The sequence below is a fragment of the Clostridium sardiniense genome, from assembly GCF_050584765.1.
GTDB classification, from domain to species: domain Bacteria; phylum Bacillota; class Clostridia; order Clostridiales; family Clostridiaceae; genus Clostridium; species Clostridium sardiniense_A.
Genome location: NZ_JBNOOR010000001.1, coordinates 680,265 through 699,620, shown reverse-complemented (window position 1 = coordinate 699,620; position 19,356 = coordinate 680,265). Strand labels below are relative to the sequence as shown.

Below are 19,356 nucleotides of genomic sequence, written 5' to 3'. Positions count from 1 at the left end.
AATTATATTTTTTATGAATTAAATTTTTATTTAACTTGTAGATAAACAAGATTTTAATGAGAGGGGTAATGCGTAGTGGTACATTTGATCTATTGCGATAATACTGGTAAAAAAGGCGAGAAGGTTCTAGATAGAATATTATCAGGTACAAAACCAATGATTGTAAGAGGTGCAGCAGGAAGAAAAATACCTCATAGCCGTGTTTTTAATGGAGAAACTCTTTACTTTATGGAAAAAGGAAGTGCTAAGATTACTGCTTCTGCTACTGTCAGTAATGTTCAAAATTATGTGAAACTTTCAGAGGATGAAATAACAAAAATATTAGAGGAAAATCAGCCTAAATTAAATCTTTCTGAAAAACAAAAAACACGTTGGCATAAAAAATGTCTTTGTCTAATCGAGTTTTCTGATGTAAAAGAAATCGAACCACTAGACTTCGACCATCAAGGGAACATGGATGACTGGCTAATTATTGAAAAGATTGAAGATGTAGTTGTGGGTACAAGTATCCCTTACAACTATGATAAATCAAGATTTTAGAAACAAAGCATATGACAATGTTAAATCCGTGGTGTGGTTGCCATAAACATAGTAATTAGTGCAAGTTCTGTTATATTCATAAAAGCAACAATAACAGAAATATTAATGTAAACAATATAGTGATATTAGAACTTAATAATATAAAATAACTTCTAAGTATGAAAAAAACTGCTCAAATTTTAATTGAGCAGTTTTTTAGATATAATATTTTTCTATTATCCTAAAGTATTTAATACATATTCTTTGTAAGTGTTAAAGCTTGCCTTTTCTATAGTAGCACCCTTATTAATCTTTCCGCTAACAAAGTTATACTCTGCTGATCCGTAATTAAATGCAGGGCTTGCAACTGTAATACTTGTTTCTGAAGTTCTGTAAGTAACCTTATATTCTAATACGTCCTTACAGAAATCTAATATTTCTAAATAGTCTTTAATGTATCCACCTTCAACCATTCTAACAACAAATGAGAATAAGTGATATCCTCCAAGTAATTGTTGCATTTGTCCATTCTTCATATTGAACACTTTACCTGTTCTATAGAAGTACTTCATATTTTCAAAAGTTAAAGTTTGATATTCACTATTTATTTCTAATCTTGAGTCTTTTATACCTTCTAAGTCTTTCATCATATCTTCCCAAGGTGTTGCTTTTATTATTTCATTATCAGTTATTACCTGAGTAAATCTTTCAATTGCATTATCCATATGCTTATTTATACTTATTAATTTATCATTTATAGATACAGTGTATTCACCATTTTCATATACTAAAGTTATTTTATCCTTCATTAAATTCTCCCTCGCTTTGTTTCTTAATAATAATTATTATATCATAATTATTATTACTTATTCAATACCTTTAAAATATCCATATAAATTTATTACATTTTTTTCTTAAATTAATCATTAAATAAACTTATCTTCCTTTAATAAATTATATAATGTTGGATTAAAGTTAAATTGATTCATTAAGTCCTTAACTTCATTTAAAGCTTTCTCTTTCTTGCCTTTAGATATATTAGATTTTGATGCTCTAATTAATATATTCTTAGGGGAATGTGCTATATCTATAAATTCTAAAAGTTGTGTTTTATATCCTACACATTCTAAAAGATTAGCTCTAACTGAATCTGTCATAAGAGCTGCGACTCTCTCTTGCACTATTCCATACTTAGTAAGTATTGATAATGATTCTGCTTCCATTTGATGATTAAATTCATGTTGGCAACAAGGAACAGAGAATATCATTTTACTATTCCACTTTATTGCATTATATAAAGCATAATCAGTAGCTGTATCACAAGCATGTAATGTAATTACCATATCAACTTTATTATTATATTTAAATCCATTAATATCTCCAAGCTCGAAATGTAAGTTTTCATAATTGTATCTTTTAGCTATCTCATTACACTTCTTTATTACATCTTCTTTAAGATCTAATCCTATCATTTTTACATTTATGTTCTTAATCTTTACAAAGTAATAGTATAAAACAAATGTTAAATAAGACTTACCACATCCAAAATCTAGGATTGTAAGTTCTTTATAATCATTTTTCTTAATTTCATCATCAATTATTTCTACAAATCTATTTATTTGCTTATACTTATCATACTTTGAATTAACTACTTTACCTTCCTTTGTAAAAACTCCTAAATCTATAAGAGGTTCTATAATCATACCCTCTTTAAGTATGTAATTTTTCTCTTTATTATGTCCTTTTTTAGCTAGCTTTGCATTATCACTTTTCTTCTTACTTAAAAATACTTTACCTTTTTTAGAAATCTTTAAATCAAATGTACACTCATTTGCCCAAGCAGCTAACTGCTTATAGTTTCCGCCTACAAATTCTAAGAATTTTTCTTCTAATTCATCTATATTAATATTTTCATGAAATACTTGCTTATCAGTATATTTCTCTACTTGATAATATTGTTTTTCATTATTTTCTTTTAATACAAATGATATTTTATTATATTGAACGTCCTTGTTCATTTTATTGCTAATAACTACTTTTATTATATCTTCTTTTGTAATTTCACTAATTGCTCTCTTTAAATCTTCCATATCTCCACACCTTATTATTTATTTAAAAAATTAATATTCTACACAATAATACAATACTAATATTACATATAGCAAATTAACATATTTCTATTTTATCACAAAGATAAAATTATATTTATTTTTATATACTAAAAAAGCCTTAACATCTCTGTTAAGGTCTTTCTCTACAGATATTATATTTAATATCTTGTATATGTATTAAGCTTTATAAACGTTTCTTAAAGCGTCGCATAATTCGATAAAGCTTGGTTCATCTTGTATAGATACATAAACTTCTTCTATATTTTTGTCGCCTATTAAATCTTCTATCAATAATGTTCTTGTTTCACTATCTGCTGTTAATGTTTTGAATATTCTTTCTTGGTTTGCAGTGAAAGTACGGAATAATTTATTCATGCATTCAAATACCTTAACTGCAGGTATTTCAAGCTTCTTACTTACTAATTCAGATATAGTAACATACTCAGATAATCTAAACATTTCCTTATCTCTTGGATTATCGATTGATTTTCTTACATCATCATAATCTTCTCCAAATTTACTTATCTTCTTTACAACATTAAGTTCTTCCATTAATGCAGTAAGGTCTTTAGCAAATAAATCAGTATTTATTTCATTATTCATATTTGTTCCCTCTTTTCATTTATCATGACGTTGATATTATTTATTAAATAAGTCCAAATTAAAATTTCTATGTAAATACTTATAACTTATCTTATTTAATTTTACAACAAATTTTTATCATATAAAAGACTTTTATTAAATCATAATAACAAATGTTTTAAAACTTTTTATAATATAAGTAAAATAACATTTTATCTAATCTTCTCTTTAATATAAACTTATTTATATATACTATATTTTACAGGCCCTCATGTATTATTATCTGTAAATCTTACTATATTTTTATGAACTAATTTATAACATAAAATAAATTTTAAATCTCTTTTATTTATAAAATTACTAAAATTATTATGTAAAATATGATATTACTTTTTCTAATACAATAAAGCAGTTACCTATTATACTATAAGTAGTATAATAGGTAACTGCTTTTAAATCCATAATACATTATTTAACAGTAATTTCTGCATCATCTAATGTTATATATTCACCATCTTTTAATGTTACCTTTTCAGTGTCTTTAAATTCTTTCTTTGATATTACGCTCTTATCACTATGGCTGCTATCTTTAGTAATTTCTATAGATCCATCATCAGATCCGTTATTCTTTATAGCTTTAACATCATATGTTCCAGCTTTTATATCTTTTCCTACCTTGTACATACCATCTTTATATACTTTATCCTCTGGAGTATTAGATGGTGCTTTATCTACTGGATAAATATCTCCATTTTGTACTTCAATATATTGTCCATCTTGTAAAATTACATAAATATTTCCCATCATGCTTTCATCAAATATCTCATCTTCTTTTTTGCTATCTTTTGTTACTGCAACTGAAGTTTCTGCTTGCTTATCTAATTTATCTCTCATTATTAAATACTCACCAGCTGGTAGATCTTTACCTACTTCATAAAATCCGCTCTTATATACTTCCTTTGGGGTATTATTTTCTTTGGCTTGTTCTGTTTGGCTATTGTTTTTATTGCTTGATGTATCTTTTTTATCTCCACCGCAACCAACTAATAATGCTGACCCAATTAATCCTATCGCTAATACTAACATAGATTTTTTCATAATATATTCCTCCCATTTTAAACATTAAATTTTATTATAATATTTAAAATTAGTATACTCTTAAATTTGATTTTTAAACTTTTAATCTTTTATTACTTTCTTTAATTAACTTATTTAAATAATTAAATTGCTAAAATAAATTTCAAAGCTATTATAAATTGCTAAAATAAATTCCTAATACCTTTAACTTAGATAAAAATAACCAAAATTTCTAAATTTTTTGTTTCATATTAACTATTTAATAATCTTTTATATATAGCTACTCTTTTTCCTATAATAGTATTTCCATAAATAAAAAATATTTTATAAAAAATATAAAAATTTATTATTTATGAATGAATATAATATAATACCTAATTACGTTGTTAATTTATTTTAAATATTTAATTTGTATTATGTTAACAAAAAGTGTTAATTGAAATTTCATACACTTAATAGAATTTATAATTTAAGACTAGGAGGTAAAATATGAATATTGGAATAATAGGTGCAGGTAATATTGGTACTTATCTTGCTGCATATGTGTCAACAAAGGAAAACTGTAAAGTTTGGATACATACATCCAAGCCTCAGTCATTTAAAGAATCTTTAGTTTTAGTTGATGAAGAAAAAAATTCATATTACAATGTAAAATTACACTGTATCACATCTAATTTAGAGGAAGTTGTTTGTAATTGTGACTATATTTTAATAACACACCCATCTTTCATGATTGAAAAAACACTAAAAGAAATAAGTAGATACGCTAAGAAAGGAACTGTAATAGGGGCTATACCAGGCTTGGGTGGTAAGGAATTTTTTATAGATAATCTATTAAAAAAGGAGTGTGTATTCTTTGGAAGTCAAACAGTTCCTTCTGTAACAAGGTTAGAATCTTACGGTGAATGCGTTCATTTAAAACAAAAAAATGAACTTATGAAGCTTAGTGTAATACCATATAAGTATTCAGATAATGTTTGTAAGACAATTGATAATTTAATAGATATTGATTGCTCCCCATTAGATAATTATTTAGCAATAACATTATCTCCATCAAATCCTACTATGCATCCTTCAAGGCTTTATGAGCTTTTTAAAGATTATAAAGATGGAGTAGTTTATGATAGGAACCCTTACTTTTATGAAGAATGGGGTAATTTAGCTTCTGATACTCTATTAAAACTTGATAATGAATTAGAAGAAATATTAGATTCATTAAATGAATTTAATGATTTTAATAGAGATGACTTTGAGAAAATAAAGTTAATATTTAAAACATCTAGTACAGAAGAATTAACTAATAAAATTAGAACTACAACTGGATTTAAAGGAATCAGAACTCCAATGGCAAATGATGCTTCTGGAAATTATATACCTGATCTAAACTCCAGATACTTTATAGAAGATATTCAATTTGGATTATGTATAATAAAAGCTTTTGCAGAGATTTGTGTAATAGATACGCCTACTATAGATAAGGTAATCTATTGGGCTCAAAATTTACTATCTAAAGAATATTTAATAGACTCTAAGCTTATTGGCAAAGATATGAATGAGCTTATTATTCCTCAAAACAAAGGAATTAAAACAAAATCTGATTTAATTAAATACTATAAAAACTTTAAATAATTTATCTTATAATTATATATACTACCTATATATGTTTCTATAATAGGTAGTATTTTAAACCATATTATTTATATACTAATAATTTTAATTATTAAATTACTTATATCCATTTTCTTTATCAATTGCTTCGTCCTTAATTTCTCTTCTTAAGGCATCAAGTGACTGTTCTCTTCTCTCATTTTTTTCACTTAATTCTCTTTTTGTATTTTCATCATCTGTTTTTTCAATCATTTCTTCAGCACGATGAATATTTCTTATAGTGTCACTTATGTTACATTGTATTCTATCTACATTGTCTCTTCTATCATCTGGCTTGTTTTTCATATCTTAATTCCTCCTTTGATTAAATTTAATTATCATAAGATTAAAGTTTTTAGCCTTTGTAGACAACCAAAACTTCTTTTATATTTTCTGTATAAATAAAGTTCTTATGCATTCCATCTTTTATTAAAATTTGTATATTTAAGAATATTAAAATATGAAAAATTTAAAAAAGAAGCATCTTAAAAATGCTTCTTTTTTAATCTGATATCTATATATGAAAATATCTCTATAGATAATATAACCATAGTTGGTATTATAAAATACCTATACCTTGTCTGAACTTCCACTATTAAATGTGCAAGTACATATCCAATTAAAATTATCATAAAAAGATGGTAATAACTAAACTTAACCTTCCTTATTATGCTTAATAGTACTGATAAAAATGCCAAAACAATTATTCCAACAAACTGTATCTTTTCTATTTTTAAAAGTGACTTTCCAAGCTCTTCTGATGCACCTTCATAATTTAATGAAAAAGCAATACTTCCCCAATCATTTTTTGCCCACATATAACTAAACTTTTGTTTAAATAAGTTAAGCATACTATCTTTATCCTTAAGTCTATCTAATACAAGTTCCTTTTCATAATTATCTCTCTCTTCTCCCAATGGATATCTATTTACTAAATCTCCATCTTCAGAATTCCAAAGTCCACCATGTTTTGGATTTAATCCAACTACAAATTTCCAATAAGGCTCTCTATTAGATAATGAATAATCAGTATATCCAAGTTGTTTAAATCCTATAGATACAATAGTACTAGTCAATAAATAAACAAGTACTATTATTAATGGTCTTCCTATATTATTAATCATAAATACCTTAGGTGTTTTTATATTTTCAAAATCCTTAAACAATAAAAATAATACTATTGCAATTATAACAATTATTCCTTCTGGCCTTATAATATTTCCTATTGATATTATTACTCCTGAAAATATTAAACTTAAAATCTTCTTTTCTTTACTTATTAATATGTAAAGACCAAAATAAATTAATAGTGTTGATAGATGCTGATTAGTTAAAACTGAAGTCATAGTTATACTTGTAATATAAAAACAATATATTAAAGCAGGTATTCTAGCAGTCTTAGAATTTCTTAGTGATTTACAAATTAAATAAATTACAAGTGGAATACATGCTGATATTATGGCACTTGTAATTTTTAAAACAATAATAGAATCACCAAACAACTTAATTATGTTAAATTGAAAAAATGTAAATCCTAACTGATATACCCAAGTGTTAAAATACTCACTATTTTTTATAATTTCAGTCTGCCCATTTAACATATTCTGAGCACCCTTATACATTTCAGTGAAATCCGATACTGGTTCACTATTAATATTTAAAACCCATACTATTCTTATAATTAAAGCTACTATAAATAATCCTATCAAAAAATACTTATTATCTTTAATCTTATATAGCAAATATCCTATAATTAATGCTGAAGATATATATATTATCGCTGATATATGTGCTGACATATTTGATAATATATGTGACTTTATTAAATCCTTTATACTTAAAAAAGTCATTAAAAATAATATTATACTTGTTATTAGTGTTACAACTAACCAGGCAGATCTCTTTATAAACTTTACAAACATTTTTAAACCCTTCATCCCTTATAAAATTTCTAAGTATTATTTTCCTAATAATACCTAATAATACTTGATACCCAATACCTTAAATGATTATATCATACATATAAAATTAAATACTATATAATAACAGTACTTTAATAATAAATAAGAGTCCTTAGTCTTTTAACTAAGAACTCTATATAAATTTTTAATATATACATATATATTATAACTTATTTAGCTACTCCAATATCTTTTCTATAATATGCACCTTCGAAGTTAACTTTTTCTATATTTTTATAAACATTTTCTCTAGCTTCTTCTATAGTTTTTCCTCTTCCGATAACAGATAAAACTCTTCCACCACTAGTTATAAGATTATCCTCTTTAAGTTTTGCACCTGCTATAAACACATCTTCTTTAACATCATCAGAGATACTTATTTTATATCCTGTTTCTGGAACTCCTGGATATCCTCTTGAAGATATTACAACATTTAAGCAAACTTCATCCTTCCACTTAACTTCCACTTCATTTAATCTTTCATCTATGGAGGCTTCTATTAACTCTAAAAGATCTGTTTCCATAAGGGATAATACTGATTGAGTTTCAGGGTCTCCCATTCTAACATTATATTCTAGTAATTTGGCACCATCTTCTGTAATCATAATTCCAAAGAAAATAATTCCCTTAAAATCAAATCCTTCTTCTCTAATTCCAGTTAAAGTTTTTTCCATTATATTTAATCTAAAATCTTCTAAAACTTCTTCTGTAACATATGGGTTTGGAGATACAACTCCCATTCCCCCTGTATTTGGTCCTTTATTATCATCAAATATTTGCTTATGATCTTTTGCTGAAAGGAATGGTATTATAGTATGTCCATCTGTAATGGATAAAATAGATGCTTCAACACCCTTTAAGAATTCTTCAATTACAATCTTCTTACCTGCGCCCTTAAAGATATCAGATACCATAAATAAATCTATAGTTTCTAATCCTTCTTCTAAAGATTCACATATTACAACACCTTTACCGGCTGCAAGCCCATCTGCCTTTATAACTACTGGATATTTACAAGTTTTAAGATACTCTCTAGCTTTATCATCTTCATAAAAAACTTCATACTCAGCAGTTTTGACTCCATATTTTTTCATAAAATCTTTAGAGAAGCTCTTACTTCCTTCAAGTTCTGCTCCACTTTTTTCTGGCCCAAATATTCTAAGCCCCTCCTCTTTAAATCTATTAACTATTCCTTTTATAAGAGGCTCTTCAGGTCCTACTACTGTTAAATCTATATTGTTATCCTTTGAGAACTTTATTAATTCTTCAATATCAGTTATATCTATATTAGTACATTTTTCTAGATTCGCTGTTCCGCCATTTCCTGGAGCTACGTATATCTTATTAACTCTTTCACTTTTAGCTAATTTCCATGCTAAAGCATGTTCTCTTCCACCTGATCCAATCAAAAGTATATTCATCTATCTCAAAACTCCTTTTAAAACTATTAAAAATTCTATAAGTAATATCTAAACATTCAAAATTTCTTCTATTAAAGCAATAAGGAATATATCGAGAAGTGACTTTAAGAGGTATTCCCCGTAAGTTACAAGATATATTCCTTATGCTTTTATTTATACTATAAATATTCTAGTGCTTAAAATGTCTAAGTCCTGTAAATACCATAGCTATTCCATGCTCATTACAAGCATCTATTGATTCTTGATCTCTCATTGATCCACCTGGTTGGATTATTGCTTTAATTCCAGCCTTTGCTGCCTTATCAACAACATCTCTAAATGGGAAGAAGGCATCTGATGCAAGTATTGTAGCTCCAGTTCCTCTCTTTAAAGCATCTTCTGTTGGCCATATTCTATTAACTTGACCTCCTCCAATTCCAAGTGCTACTCCATCATTTGCAACAACTATAGCATTTGATTTAACGTACTTTACTACCTTCATACCAAATAATAAATCTTGCATTTCTTTTTCTGTTGGAACTTTCTCTGTTACAACCTTTATCTCGTCAATTAGCTTTTTATCTTCTTCTTGAACTAATATTCCGCAGTCTACTGTAACCATATATTTATCGTCCTTAGGAGCATTATGACATTTAAGAACTCTTAAATTCTTCTTAGTCTTTAATACTTCTAATGCATCCTCATCATAATCAGGTGCTGCAATTACTTCTAAGAATATTTTAACCATTTCTTCTGCTGTTTTCTTATCAACTTTTCTATTAAATGCAACAATTCCACCAAATATTGAAGTTGGATCTACTTCGTAAGCTTTCATATATGCTTCGTATGCATCTTTTCCTGATGCAACTCCACATGGTGTATTATGCTTTAATGCACAACAAACTGGCTCTTGGAACTCATTAACGCACTTCCATGCAATATCCATATCCTTAAAATTGTTATATGATAATTCTTTACCATTTAATACATCAAAAGTATTCATTGCTCCATCTACCATAGTTGATTCATAGAAAGCTGCACTTTGATGTGAGTTTTCTCCATATCTTAATCCTTGCTTCTTTCTGTATGAAACTGAAAGATATTCTGGATACTCTTCATCATTTAATAAGAAGTTTGAGATTGCAGCATCATATGCACTCATTAAATTAAATACCTTACCAGCTAACTTCTTTCTAAATTTAGTTGATACCTCTCCTGACTCTTCGATTTCATTCATTACATTTTTATAGTCATTTTTATCTGATATAACCACAACATCATTAAAATTTTTAGCTGCTGCCCTTAGCATTGTTGGCCCACCAATATCAATAAACTCTACCTTTTCATCAAAACTTAAATCTTCACGAACCTTTTGGAAGAATGGATATAAATTAACTACAACATAATCAATTGTATTAATCTCTCTTGAATTTAATGTATTCATATGTTCAGTGTTATCTCTAATAGCAAGTATACCTGCATGGATAATTGGATGAAGAGTCTTAACTCTTCCATCTAACATTTCCGGAAAATTCGTTATTTCATTTACTTCAATTACAGGCACACCATTTTCTTTTAAATGTCTATATGTTCCCCCTGTTGATATAATTTCAACATCTCTATCATTTAAGAATTTTGCAAATTCTAATACTCCCTCTTTATCAAATACACTAATTAAAGCTCTCTTTTTCATGAAAAGGTCCTCCCTATTTTAAAATATTTACTCTACCACTTTTAATCTCTATTTTTCCTTCGCTTATATACTTAATAGCTAATGGAAGTAGTTTATGTTCTTTTACCAATACTCTTTTTTGAAGTTCTTCTGGAGTATCTTCAAAATGTACTGGAACTGCTTCTTGAAGGATTATCTCTCCCCCATCTACCTCATCATTTACAAAATGAACAGTACATCCTGATACCCTTACTCCCTTATTAATTGCTGCTTTATGGACATTAAGTCCATACATCTTATCACCACAAAAAGATGGAATTAAAGATGGATGAATATTTATAATTCTGTCTTTATATTCCTTTAAAAGCTCCCCATCTAATATAGATAAATATCCAGCAAGGACAATTAGATCAATTTTTCTCTCTCTTGCAAGTTCTAATATCTTATCTGATGTACCTTGTCCATACTCTTTTCTTGATATAACAAAAGTATCTATATTATTCTTTTTCCCTCTCTCAAGTGCATATATTCCTTCTTTGCTTCCTACAATCATATCTATTTTACAATCTAAAAAACCATTTTCTATATTATCTATTATTGATTGCAAGTTACTTCCACTTCCAGATGCAAGGACTGCTATTTTAAACAAACGCCCTCACCTCCTGAGATAACACTTCCTATTTCATAAGCAGCTTCTCCCATTTCTAATAAATCTCTAAGTATACTATCTACATCTTTTTCATTTACACATAGTATAAACCCTATTCCCATGTTGAAAGTATTGTACATATGATCTTTATCTACTCCAAGTTCAATCATCTTTTCGAATATTTCTGGTAATGGATAGCTACCTTTATTTATAACAGCAGTTAATCCATCTTTACTAAACATTCTTGGAACATTCTCAATAAATCCTCCACCAGTTATATGAGACATACCCTTTATCTCATATTTTTCCATTAATTTTAAAACTGGTTTAACATATATCTTTGTAGGTACAAGTAATGTTTCCCATAATGGTCTACCTAAAAATTCTTCATCTAAATCCTTGAATAACTTTCTAACTAGAGAATAGCCATTTGAATGAATTCCTGATGACTTAATTCCAATTAATTTATCTCCTGGTTTTATATTTTTCCCATTTATAATTTCATCTTTATCAACTATTCCTACTGCAAATCCTGCTACATCGTAATCTCCATCTTTATAAAACCCTGGCATCTCAGCTGTTTCTCCACCAATTAGAGAACAGTCTGATTGAATACATCCATCTGATACACCCTTTACTAAATCTGATGAAACTTCTGCTTCAAGCTTTCCACATGCTATATAATCTAAGAAAAATAACGGCTTAGCACCATGACATAAAATATCATTTACACACATTGCAACACAATCAATACCAACTGTATCATACTTTCTCTTTTTGCATGCAATATCAATTTTAGTACCAACTCCATCTGTACCTGAAACTAAAACTGGTTTTTCATATCCTGATGGAAGCTCTACCATTCCAGCAAATGAACCAAGTCCATTTAAAACATACTCTCCCATAGTTTTCTTTGCATATTCTTGTATAAGCTTAACTGATCTATATCCTTCTTCAATATTTACTCCACTATCTTTGTAAGTTATCATATCTTAAATCCTACCTTTCAAGATTATCATCTAATGATTCCATTGGTGCTGATACTGGATATATTCCATTAAAGCATCCAACACAAAAGTTACGTCTTCCATCACAGCTTGCATATACCCCTTCAAGACTTAAATATCCTAAAGAATCACAACCTATTGTTTCTCTTATTTCTTCTACACTCTTATTTGCGCCAATCAATTCACTTCTATATGGCGTATCTATTCCAAAGTAGCATGGATACTTAACTATAGGTGATGCAACTAAGAAGTGTACTTCTAAAGCACCTGCTCTTCTTAATGAGTCAATTAAATGCTTTGAAGTTGTTCCTCTAACTATTGAATCATCTATCAATATTACTCTTTTGCCTTTTACATTAATCTTTAATGGATTAAGCTTAACTGCAACTGCTCTTTCCCTCATTTCTTGAGAAGGAGTTATAAATGTTCTTGCTATATATCTATTTTTAACAAATCCAATATCATAAGGTATTCCAGAAGCCTTAGCATAACCCATAGCTGCTGGTATTCCAGAGTCTGGTACTGCAACTACTAAATCTGCATCTATTGGATACTCTTTAAATAGTTCTTCTCCTTGTTTAACTCTTGTAGTATGAACATCTAATCCGTCTATAGTAGAGTCTGATCTTGCAAAGTATATATACTCAAAAGAACAAGTTTGACATGATGTATTTTCTGAATATCTATAGCTCTTAATTCCATTTTCATCTATAACAACTATTTCACCTGCTGCAACATCTCTTACAAATTCTGCTCCAACTGCATCTAGTGCACAACTTTCAGATGCTAATACATATCCCTCTTCATATCTACCAAGACATAATGGTCTTATTCCATTTGGATCCCTTACCCCAATAAGTTTATCTTTTGTCATAATTACCATAGCGAAAGATCCTCTAACTGCTGATATAGCATCAATTACTGCTCTCTCAATACCCCTTTTTGATCCTCTTGCTATAAGACTAGTTATAACTTCTGAATCTACTGATGTATGGAATACATGTCCACCATCTTCTAATAGTTCTCTTATAACATCCCCATTTACTAAGTTTCCATTATGAGCTGTTGCTATAGGGCCAAGTTTTGTACTACTTAAAAGTGGTTGTGAATTCTCAATTGTCTTAGATCCCGCAGTAGAATATCTAACATGACCAATTGAAATATTTCCATTTTCATTTCTTAGTTTTTCTAAATCTTCTTTATTAAAAGCTTCTGTTATAATTCCAAGTCCTTTATGTGCTTTTATTTCTTCTCCATTAGCTACTGCAATTCCAGTACTTTCTTGTCCTCTATGTTGAAGTGCATATAGTCCATAGTATGTTACAGATGCAACATCCATTGGTCTACTTGAATAAACTCCAAAAACGCCACATTCATCTTTAAACTTATCATTTTGTGGATCCATAATATCAAAATTATGCGGATTAATCATAAGCCACTACCTCTCTTTTTAAAATTACTTTTTACCCTTTAATTCTCTTTAATATTTCTTGATATGCTTCTTCTACATTTCCCATATCTCTTCTAAATCTATCTTTATCTAGCTTTTCTCCAGTTGTAGCATCCCAAAATCTACAAGTATCTGGTGATATTTCATCAGCTAATAAAACTTCCCCATTCTCATCTCTTCCAAATTCTATTTTAAAATCTATTAGATTTATATTTTGCTTCTTAAAGAACTCTTTTAATAAATCATTTATCTTAGCTGTCATTTCATAAATTTTATTAAGCTCTTCAAAAGTTGTAGCTCCAATTCCTACTGCATGATAATCGTTTATAAGTGGATCACCTAGTTCATCATCTTTATATGATAATTCAAATACTGTAGTCTTAAGCTCAAATCCTTCTTCAAGTCCAAGTCTCTTTGCCATACTTCCCGCTGCTACATTTCTAACTATTACTTCAAGAGGAACTATCTCTACCTTCTTGCATAATTGATCTCTATCATTTAACTTCTTTATAAAGTGAGTCTTTATTCCAGCTTCATTTAACATTTCGAAAATATTAGATGTTATTGCATTATTTAAAACTCCTTTATTATCTATTGAAGCTTTCTTCTCTCCATTAAATGCTGTTGCATCGTCTTTGTAATGAACTATAACCTCATTTTCCTTATCAGTTCTAAATATTTGTTTTGCTTTTCCTTCATATAACATTTCTAATTTATTAGTCATTATAATTCCACTCCTTCAGCATTTTCTTCTATAAATCTTTTTTTCATTCTACTTCTAAAGTTAATTAAATCTTTTTTAATCTCTGGATATTTTAATGAAAGCATTTGAACTGCTAACATTCCTGCATTATAACTATTATTTATTCCAACTGTTGCAACTGGTATTGATTTTGGCATCTGAACTATTGAAAGTAATGCATCCATGCCTTCAACTGCCGCTTTTACTGGAACACCTATAACTGGCATTGTTGTATGGCTTGCAATTACTCCTGGAAGATGTGCTGCAAGTCCTGCACCTGCAATTATAACTTCACAACCTTCATCTTCTATTGTCTTTAAAGTCTCCATAAGTTTTTCTGGCACTCTGTGCGCTGATAATACATATGCTTTGTATTCAACGTTGAATTCTTTTAAAGCATTTGCAGCACCCTTCATAACTTCTGTGTCAGATTTACTTCCAAAAAATATTGCTACTTTCATTTAAAACACTCCTTATTTAAAATAATTTACTCCTGATTTAAATATCTTTTGATCAAAGTTTCCTATTATATTTTTATAAAGATTTTCTCCAATTCTTTCGCTGTGAGCCATCTTACCAAGTATTCTTCCATCTCTACTTGTTATTCCTTCAATTCCTAATAATGAACCATTTGGATTATATGGCATATCCATTGTTACTTCACCATTTAGATCAACATATTGTGTAGCTATTTGTCCATTTTCTTTAAGTTCATTTAATAGACTATCTGGCGCAACAAATCTTCCTTCACCATGTGATATTGGAACTGTATGAATTTCTCCAAGTTCAACTTCAGTAAACCAAGGTGATTTCTTAGATACAACCTTTGTATTTATCATACTTGACATGTGTCTATTTATATCATTGTAAGTTAGTGTTGCCATATCTTCTTCTATATCTCTAATTTCTCCATGTGGAAGTAACCCTAACTTTATAAGTGCTTGGAACCCATTGCATATTCCAAGGATTAATCCATCTCTATTATTTAAAAGATCCATGACACTTTCTTTTATTTTTTCGTTTCTGAATATTGTTGCTATAAACTTAGCTGATCCATCTGGCTCATCTCCTGCTGAGAATCCTCCTGGAAGCATTATTATTTGTGATCTATCAATCTCTCTTTTTAAATTATCTATTGATTCTAAAAGAGCTTCTTTATTTAAATTTCTTAAAAGAACTTCTGAAACTTCAGCTCCTTCATTTCTGAATGCTCTTGCACAATCATATTCACAGTTTGTTCCTGGGAATACCGGAATTACAACTCTAGGCTTTGATACTTTAACCTTTGATGCTGTAGCCCCTCTCTCTTCTTTTAAATCTACTTCTATTTTTTCATCTCTTATCTTTGTCTTTGATTTAAATACTGTCTCTAATTTTTCTTCATAAGCATTTTGTAAATCTTCTATATTAAAATCTAAATCATATTGACTGCATCTAACATGTGAAGTTTCTAAAGTCTTACCGATAACTTTATATCTTGTTCCTTCAAATGATTTTTCTATATTTATCTCTTCTGGAACTTCTAAGATTAAACTTCCATAATTAAATCCAAATAGCTCTTCTTTTGAAATATTATTTATTGAAACTCCTATTCTATTTCCTAGTGCCATCTTTGTAATACCTTCAGCTGCTCCTCCAAATTTAAGTGAGTAAGCTGATATTACCTTTTCTTCAGAAATAAGATTATATAATCTTTCTAAATTTCTCTTAAAACCTTCCATTTCAATTGTTCCATCTTCTAATTTCCTTGGTTCTAAAAGTACTACAGTTGAATTTGCTTTCTTAAATTCTGGTGATATAATCTTACTTGCTTTCTCTACTACTACTGCAAATGATACTAAGCTTGGTGGTACATCTATATCTCCAAAACTTCCTGACATTGAATCTTTACCTCCAATTGCAGGAATTCCAAGATCTATTTGAGCTTTATATGCTCCAAGTAATGCACTAAATGGCTTACCCCATCTTTCTTCATCACTTCCAAGTTTTTCAAAGTATTCTTGAAGGGTTAGTCTTATCTTTCTATAATCTCCGCCCATAGCAGCTATCTTAGTAACTGATTCTATAACTGAGTAGAATGCCATGTGGAAGGGACTCCATGTCCCAAGATATGGATTAAACCCATATGCCATAAGTGAAGCATCCTTACTTTCACCATTTAACACTGGTATCTTAGCTGCCATACCTTCTGCAGGAGTTTTTTGATACTTTCCTCCAAGAGGCATAAGAACTGTATTACTTCCTATAGTTGAATCAAACCTTTCTATTAGTCCTTGTTTACCAGAAACATTTAATTCCTTTAAAGTATTTATCCATTGTTCTCTTACATTACACTCTTTAACTTCATATGGATATCCAGTTGGAGCTTTAACTTTAATATTTGTAGTTTGAGTTGCTCCATTTGTATCTAAGAAGCTTCTCTTTATATCAACTATTAATTTATCTCTCCATTTCATTTGTAATCTTTCATTAGATGTAACTTCTGCAACTACTACAGCCTCTAAGTTTTCTTCTTCTGAAAGCTTTATAAACTTTTCTGCATTTTCCTTAGTTACAACTACAGCCATTCTTTCTTGTGATTCTGATACTGCAAGTTCTGTTCCATCTAAACCATCATATTTCTTTAATACCTTATCTAAATCTATACTAAGACCTCTACACAACTCTCCAATCGCTACAGATACTCCACCAGCTCCAAAATCATTACATCTCTTTATCATTGTAGAAACTTCTTTGTTTCTAAATAATCTTTGTATCTTTCTTTCAACTACTGGATTACCCTTTTGAACTTCTGCTCCACAATTTTCTATTGAATCTTCAGTATGCTCTTTAGATGAACCTGTTGCTCCTCCAACTCCATCTCTTCCAGTTCTACCTCCAAGTAAAATTACTAAATCACCTTCACTTGGTTCTTCTCTTACTACATTTTCTTTTGGTGCTGCTGCAATAACTGCTCCAATTTCCATTCTCTTTGCTACATAATTTGGATGATATACCTCATCAACTTGTCCAGTTGCAAGTCCTATTTGATTTCCGTATGAGCTATATCCATGAGCTGCTCCAAGTGTTATTGTTCTTTGAGGAAGTTTTCCTTTTAAAGTTTCCTCTATTTTTACAGTTGGATCAGAAGCTCCTGTTACTCTCATAGCTTGATATACATAAGTTCTTCCTGACAGTGGATCTCTTATAGCACCACCTAAGCATGTTGCTGCTCCTCCGAATGGTTCAATTTCTGTTGGATGGTTATGAGTTTCATTTTTGAACATTAAAAGATACTCTTCTATTCCCTTATCAGTCTCTAAATTAACTTTTATTGAACATGCATTTATTTCATCTGAAAGATCTAAATCATTAAGCATTCCTTTAAGTTTCATTTCTTTCATAGTTATAACTGCTATATCCATGAGACTTACTTTTCTATTTGTATCTTCCCCATATACAAAATCTCTTGATTTTATATAAGCTTCATAAGCTTTCTTTATCGGATTTGTGTATTTATTTTCTTCAATTTGGATTTCTTTTATAGATGTTTCGAATGTAGTATGTCTACAGTGATCTGACCAGTAAGTATCAATAACTTTAATTTCCGTTATACTTGGATCACGATTTTCTTCTTTGAAATAATCTCTTATCATTTCTAAATCTTCTAGACTCATTGCAAGTCCTAAACTTTTATGGAGTTCTTTTAAATCTTCTTTTTCTTTATTTATAAATCCATTTAATATTTCTACATCCTTTGGAACATTAAACTCTTTTGATAATTCATTTGAATATATATCTACTTCTCTTGAATCGACAGGATTGATATAGTAATTTTTTATTTTATCTACTACTTCTTTAGACAGGTTACCTTTTAAGATAATAACCTTTGATGATTTTACTTCTACTCTATTTTCAGCTGTTAATAGCATTATACATTCTTCTGCTGAATCTGCTCTTTGATCATACTGACCTGGTAAATATTCAACTCCAAAAGCAATTTCATCATCTTCTATGTTAATTTTCTCTTCATATACATTATCTACTGGTGGTTCTCTAAAAATTGTATGTAATGCTTGTCTATAATAATCTTCTTCAAGTTCTCCTATTATATACTTATTTAAAACTCTTACTCTCTCTAGGTTCTCAATTCCTAAATTCTCTATAAAGTCATTTAGTAAAAGCTTTCCTTCTACATTAAATCCTTCTTTTTTCTCAACGAAAATTGTTCTATTATTAACCATTTCTTCCCCTCCACCAATTCTAAAACACGAATATTATTACTTATTCCCAACATTTGTTTTGGTAATTTTAGAATAGCACCCCCCATATTGTATGTCAACATTATTATTTTATTTTTTATTATTATTCGTATATATACGAATAATAATTTATTCACCTTAATATTTATTACGTATTTTTAATTATTTTTAACATTTTATTGAAAACTATACTTTTTATTCTTTTCCATTTTCTATACATAATAGATTTATAAATATTCGCTACAACATAAACCTAATACTTCTTAGTAGATTTATTAAAAATAATAAATTAGCGCAA

At 28.7% G+C, this 19,356-nt stretch carries 16 protein-coding genes; 2 read left to right on the top strand and 14 right to left on the bottom strand.

The window, feature by feature from the left end; translation table 11 throughout:
- Positions 1-75 precede the first annotated feature (75 nt).
- Positions 76-540 (top strand): hypothetical protein, encoded by a 465-nt coding sequence (locus ACQPUW_RS03410; RefSeq protein WP_430836099.1) that lies wholly within the window; start codon positions 76-78, stop codon positions 538-540.
- 215 nt (positions 541-755) lie between these two features.
- Here the strand turns inward: ACQPUW_RS03410 and ACQPUW_RS03405 are convergent, their stop codons facing one another.
- From ACQPUW_RS03405 to ACQPUW_RS03390, 4 genes are all read right to left on the bottom strand, one after another.
- A complete protein-coding gene (locus ACQPUW_RS03405) occupies positions 756-1,328 on the bottom strand; it encodes a hypothetical protein (protein WP_430836098.1) in 573 nt (190 codons plus the stop codon).
- A 117-nt stretch (positions 1,329-1,445) separates the two neighbouring features.
- The gene (locus ACQPUW_RS03400) at positions 1,446-2,609 is read right to left on the bottom strand and encodes a class I SAM-dependent methyltransferase (protein WP_430836097.1); all 1,164 of its coding nucleotides are present in this window, start codon (positions 2,607-2,609) and stop codon (positions 1,446-1,448) included.
- 198 nt (positions 2,610-2,807) lie between these two features.
- Positions 2,808-3,233 (bottom strand): hypothetical protein, encoded by a 426-nt coding sequence (locus ACQPUW_RS03395; protein ID WP_430836096.1) that lies wholly within the window; start codon positions 3,231-3,233, stop codon positions 2,808-2,810.
- A 447-nt stretch (positions 3,234-3,680) separates the two neighbouring features.
- Positions 3,681-4,310, bottom strand: coding sequence for a hypothetical protein (locus tag ACQPUW_RS03390; RefSeq protein ID WP_430836095.1), 630 nt, complete (start codon positions 4,308-4,310; stop codon positions 3,681-3,683).
- Positions 4,311-4,778: 468 nt separating this feature from the next.
- Between ACQPUW_RS03390 and ACQPUW_RS03385 the strand changes: the two genes are divergently transcribed.
- A complete protein-coding gene (locus ACQPUW_RS03385; protein WP_430836094.1) occupies positions 4,779-5,918 on the top strand; it encodes an NAD/NADP octopine/nopaline dehydrogenase family protein in 1,140 nt (379 codons plus the stop codon).
- Positions 5,919-6,014: 96 nt separating this feature from the next.
- Here the strand turns inward: ACQPUW_RS03385 and tlp are convergent, their stop codons facing one another.
- The 10 genes from tlp to ACQPUW_RS03335 all read right to left on the bottom strand — a co-directional run bounded on the left by tlp (position 6,015) and on the right by ACQPUW_RS03335 (position 19,040).
- Entirely contained in the window at positions 6,015-6,242 is a 228-nt protein-coding gene (gene tlp, locus ACQPUW_RS03380; RefSeq protein ID WP_430836093.1) for a small acid-soluble spore protein Tlp, read from the bottom strand.
- A 179-nt stretch (positions 6,243-6,421) separates the two neighbouring features.
- Positions 6,422-7,873, bottom strand: a complete 1,452-nt coding sequence (locus ACQPUW_RS03375) for a glycosyltransferase family 39 protein (RefSeq protein ID WP_430836092.1) — start codon at positions 7,871-7,873, stop codon at positions 6,422-6,424.
- Between the two features lie 194 nt (positions 7,874-8,067).
- Positions 8,068-9,318, bottom strand: a complete 1,251-nt coding sequence (gene purD / locus ACQPUW_RS03370; RefSeq protein WP_430836091.1) for a phosphoribosylamine--glycine ligase — start codon at positions 9,316-9,318, stop codon at positions 8,068-8,070.
- 169 nt (positions 9,319-9,487) lie between these two features.
- Complete coding sequence (gene purH, locus ACQPUW_RS03365; RefSeq protein ID WP_430836090.1) at positions 9,488-10,990, bottom strand: bifunctional phosphoribosylaminoimidazolecarboxamide formyltransferase/IMP cyclohydrolase; 1,503 nt, start codon at positions 10,988-10,990, stop codon at positions 9,488-9,490.
- A 13-nt stretch (positions 10,991-11,003) separates the two neighbouring features.
- Entirely contained in the window at positions 11,004-11,618 is a 615-nt protein-coding gene (purN, locus tag ACQPUW_RS03360; protein WP_430836089.1) for a phosphoribosylglycinamide formyltransferase, read from the bottom strand.
- Entirely contained in the window at positions 11,606-12,607 is a 1,002-nt protein-coding gene (gene purM, locus ACQPUW_RS03355) for a phosphoribosylformylglycinamidine cyclo-ligase (protein ID WP_430836088.1), read from the bottom strand. The genes purN and purM overlap by 13 nt, the downstream gene beginning before the upstream one ends.
- Before the next feature lie 10 nt (positions 12,608-12,617).
- Positions 12,618-14,057: an amidophosphoribosyltransferase gene (gene purF, locus ACQPUW_RS03350; protein WP_430836087.1), complete on the bottom strand. Its 1,440-nt coding sequence runs from the start codon at positions 14,055-14,057 to the stop codon at positions 12,618-12,620.
- A 31-nt stretch (positions 14,058-14,088) separates the two neighbouring features.
- Complete coding sequence (purC, locus tag ACQPUW_RS03345) at positions 14,089-14,799, bottom strand: phosphoribosylaminoimidazolesuccinocarboxamide synthase (RefSeq protein ID WP_221862360.1); 711 nt, start codon at positions 14,797-14,799, stop codon at positions 14,089-14,091.
- Complete coding sequence (purE, locus tag ACQPUW_RS03340; RefSeq protein ID WP_430836086.1) at positions 14,799-15,278, bottom strand: 5-(carboxyamino)imidazole ribonucleotide mutase; 480 nt, start codon at positions 15,276-15,278, stop codon at positions 14,799-14,801. Before purE ends, purC begins: the two co-directional genes overlap by 1 nt.
- A 12-nt stretch (positions 15,279-15,290) precedes the next feature.
- Entirely contained in the window at positions 15,291-19,040 is a 3,750-nt protein-coding gene (locus tag ACQPUW_RS03335; protein WP_430836085.1) for a phosphoribosylformylglycinamidine synthase, read from the bottom strand.
- Between the last annotated feature and the right edge of the window lie 316 nt (positions 19,041-19,356).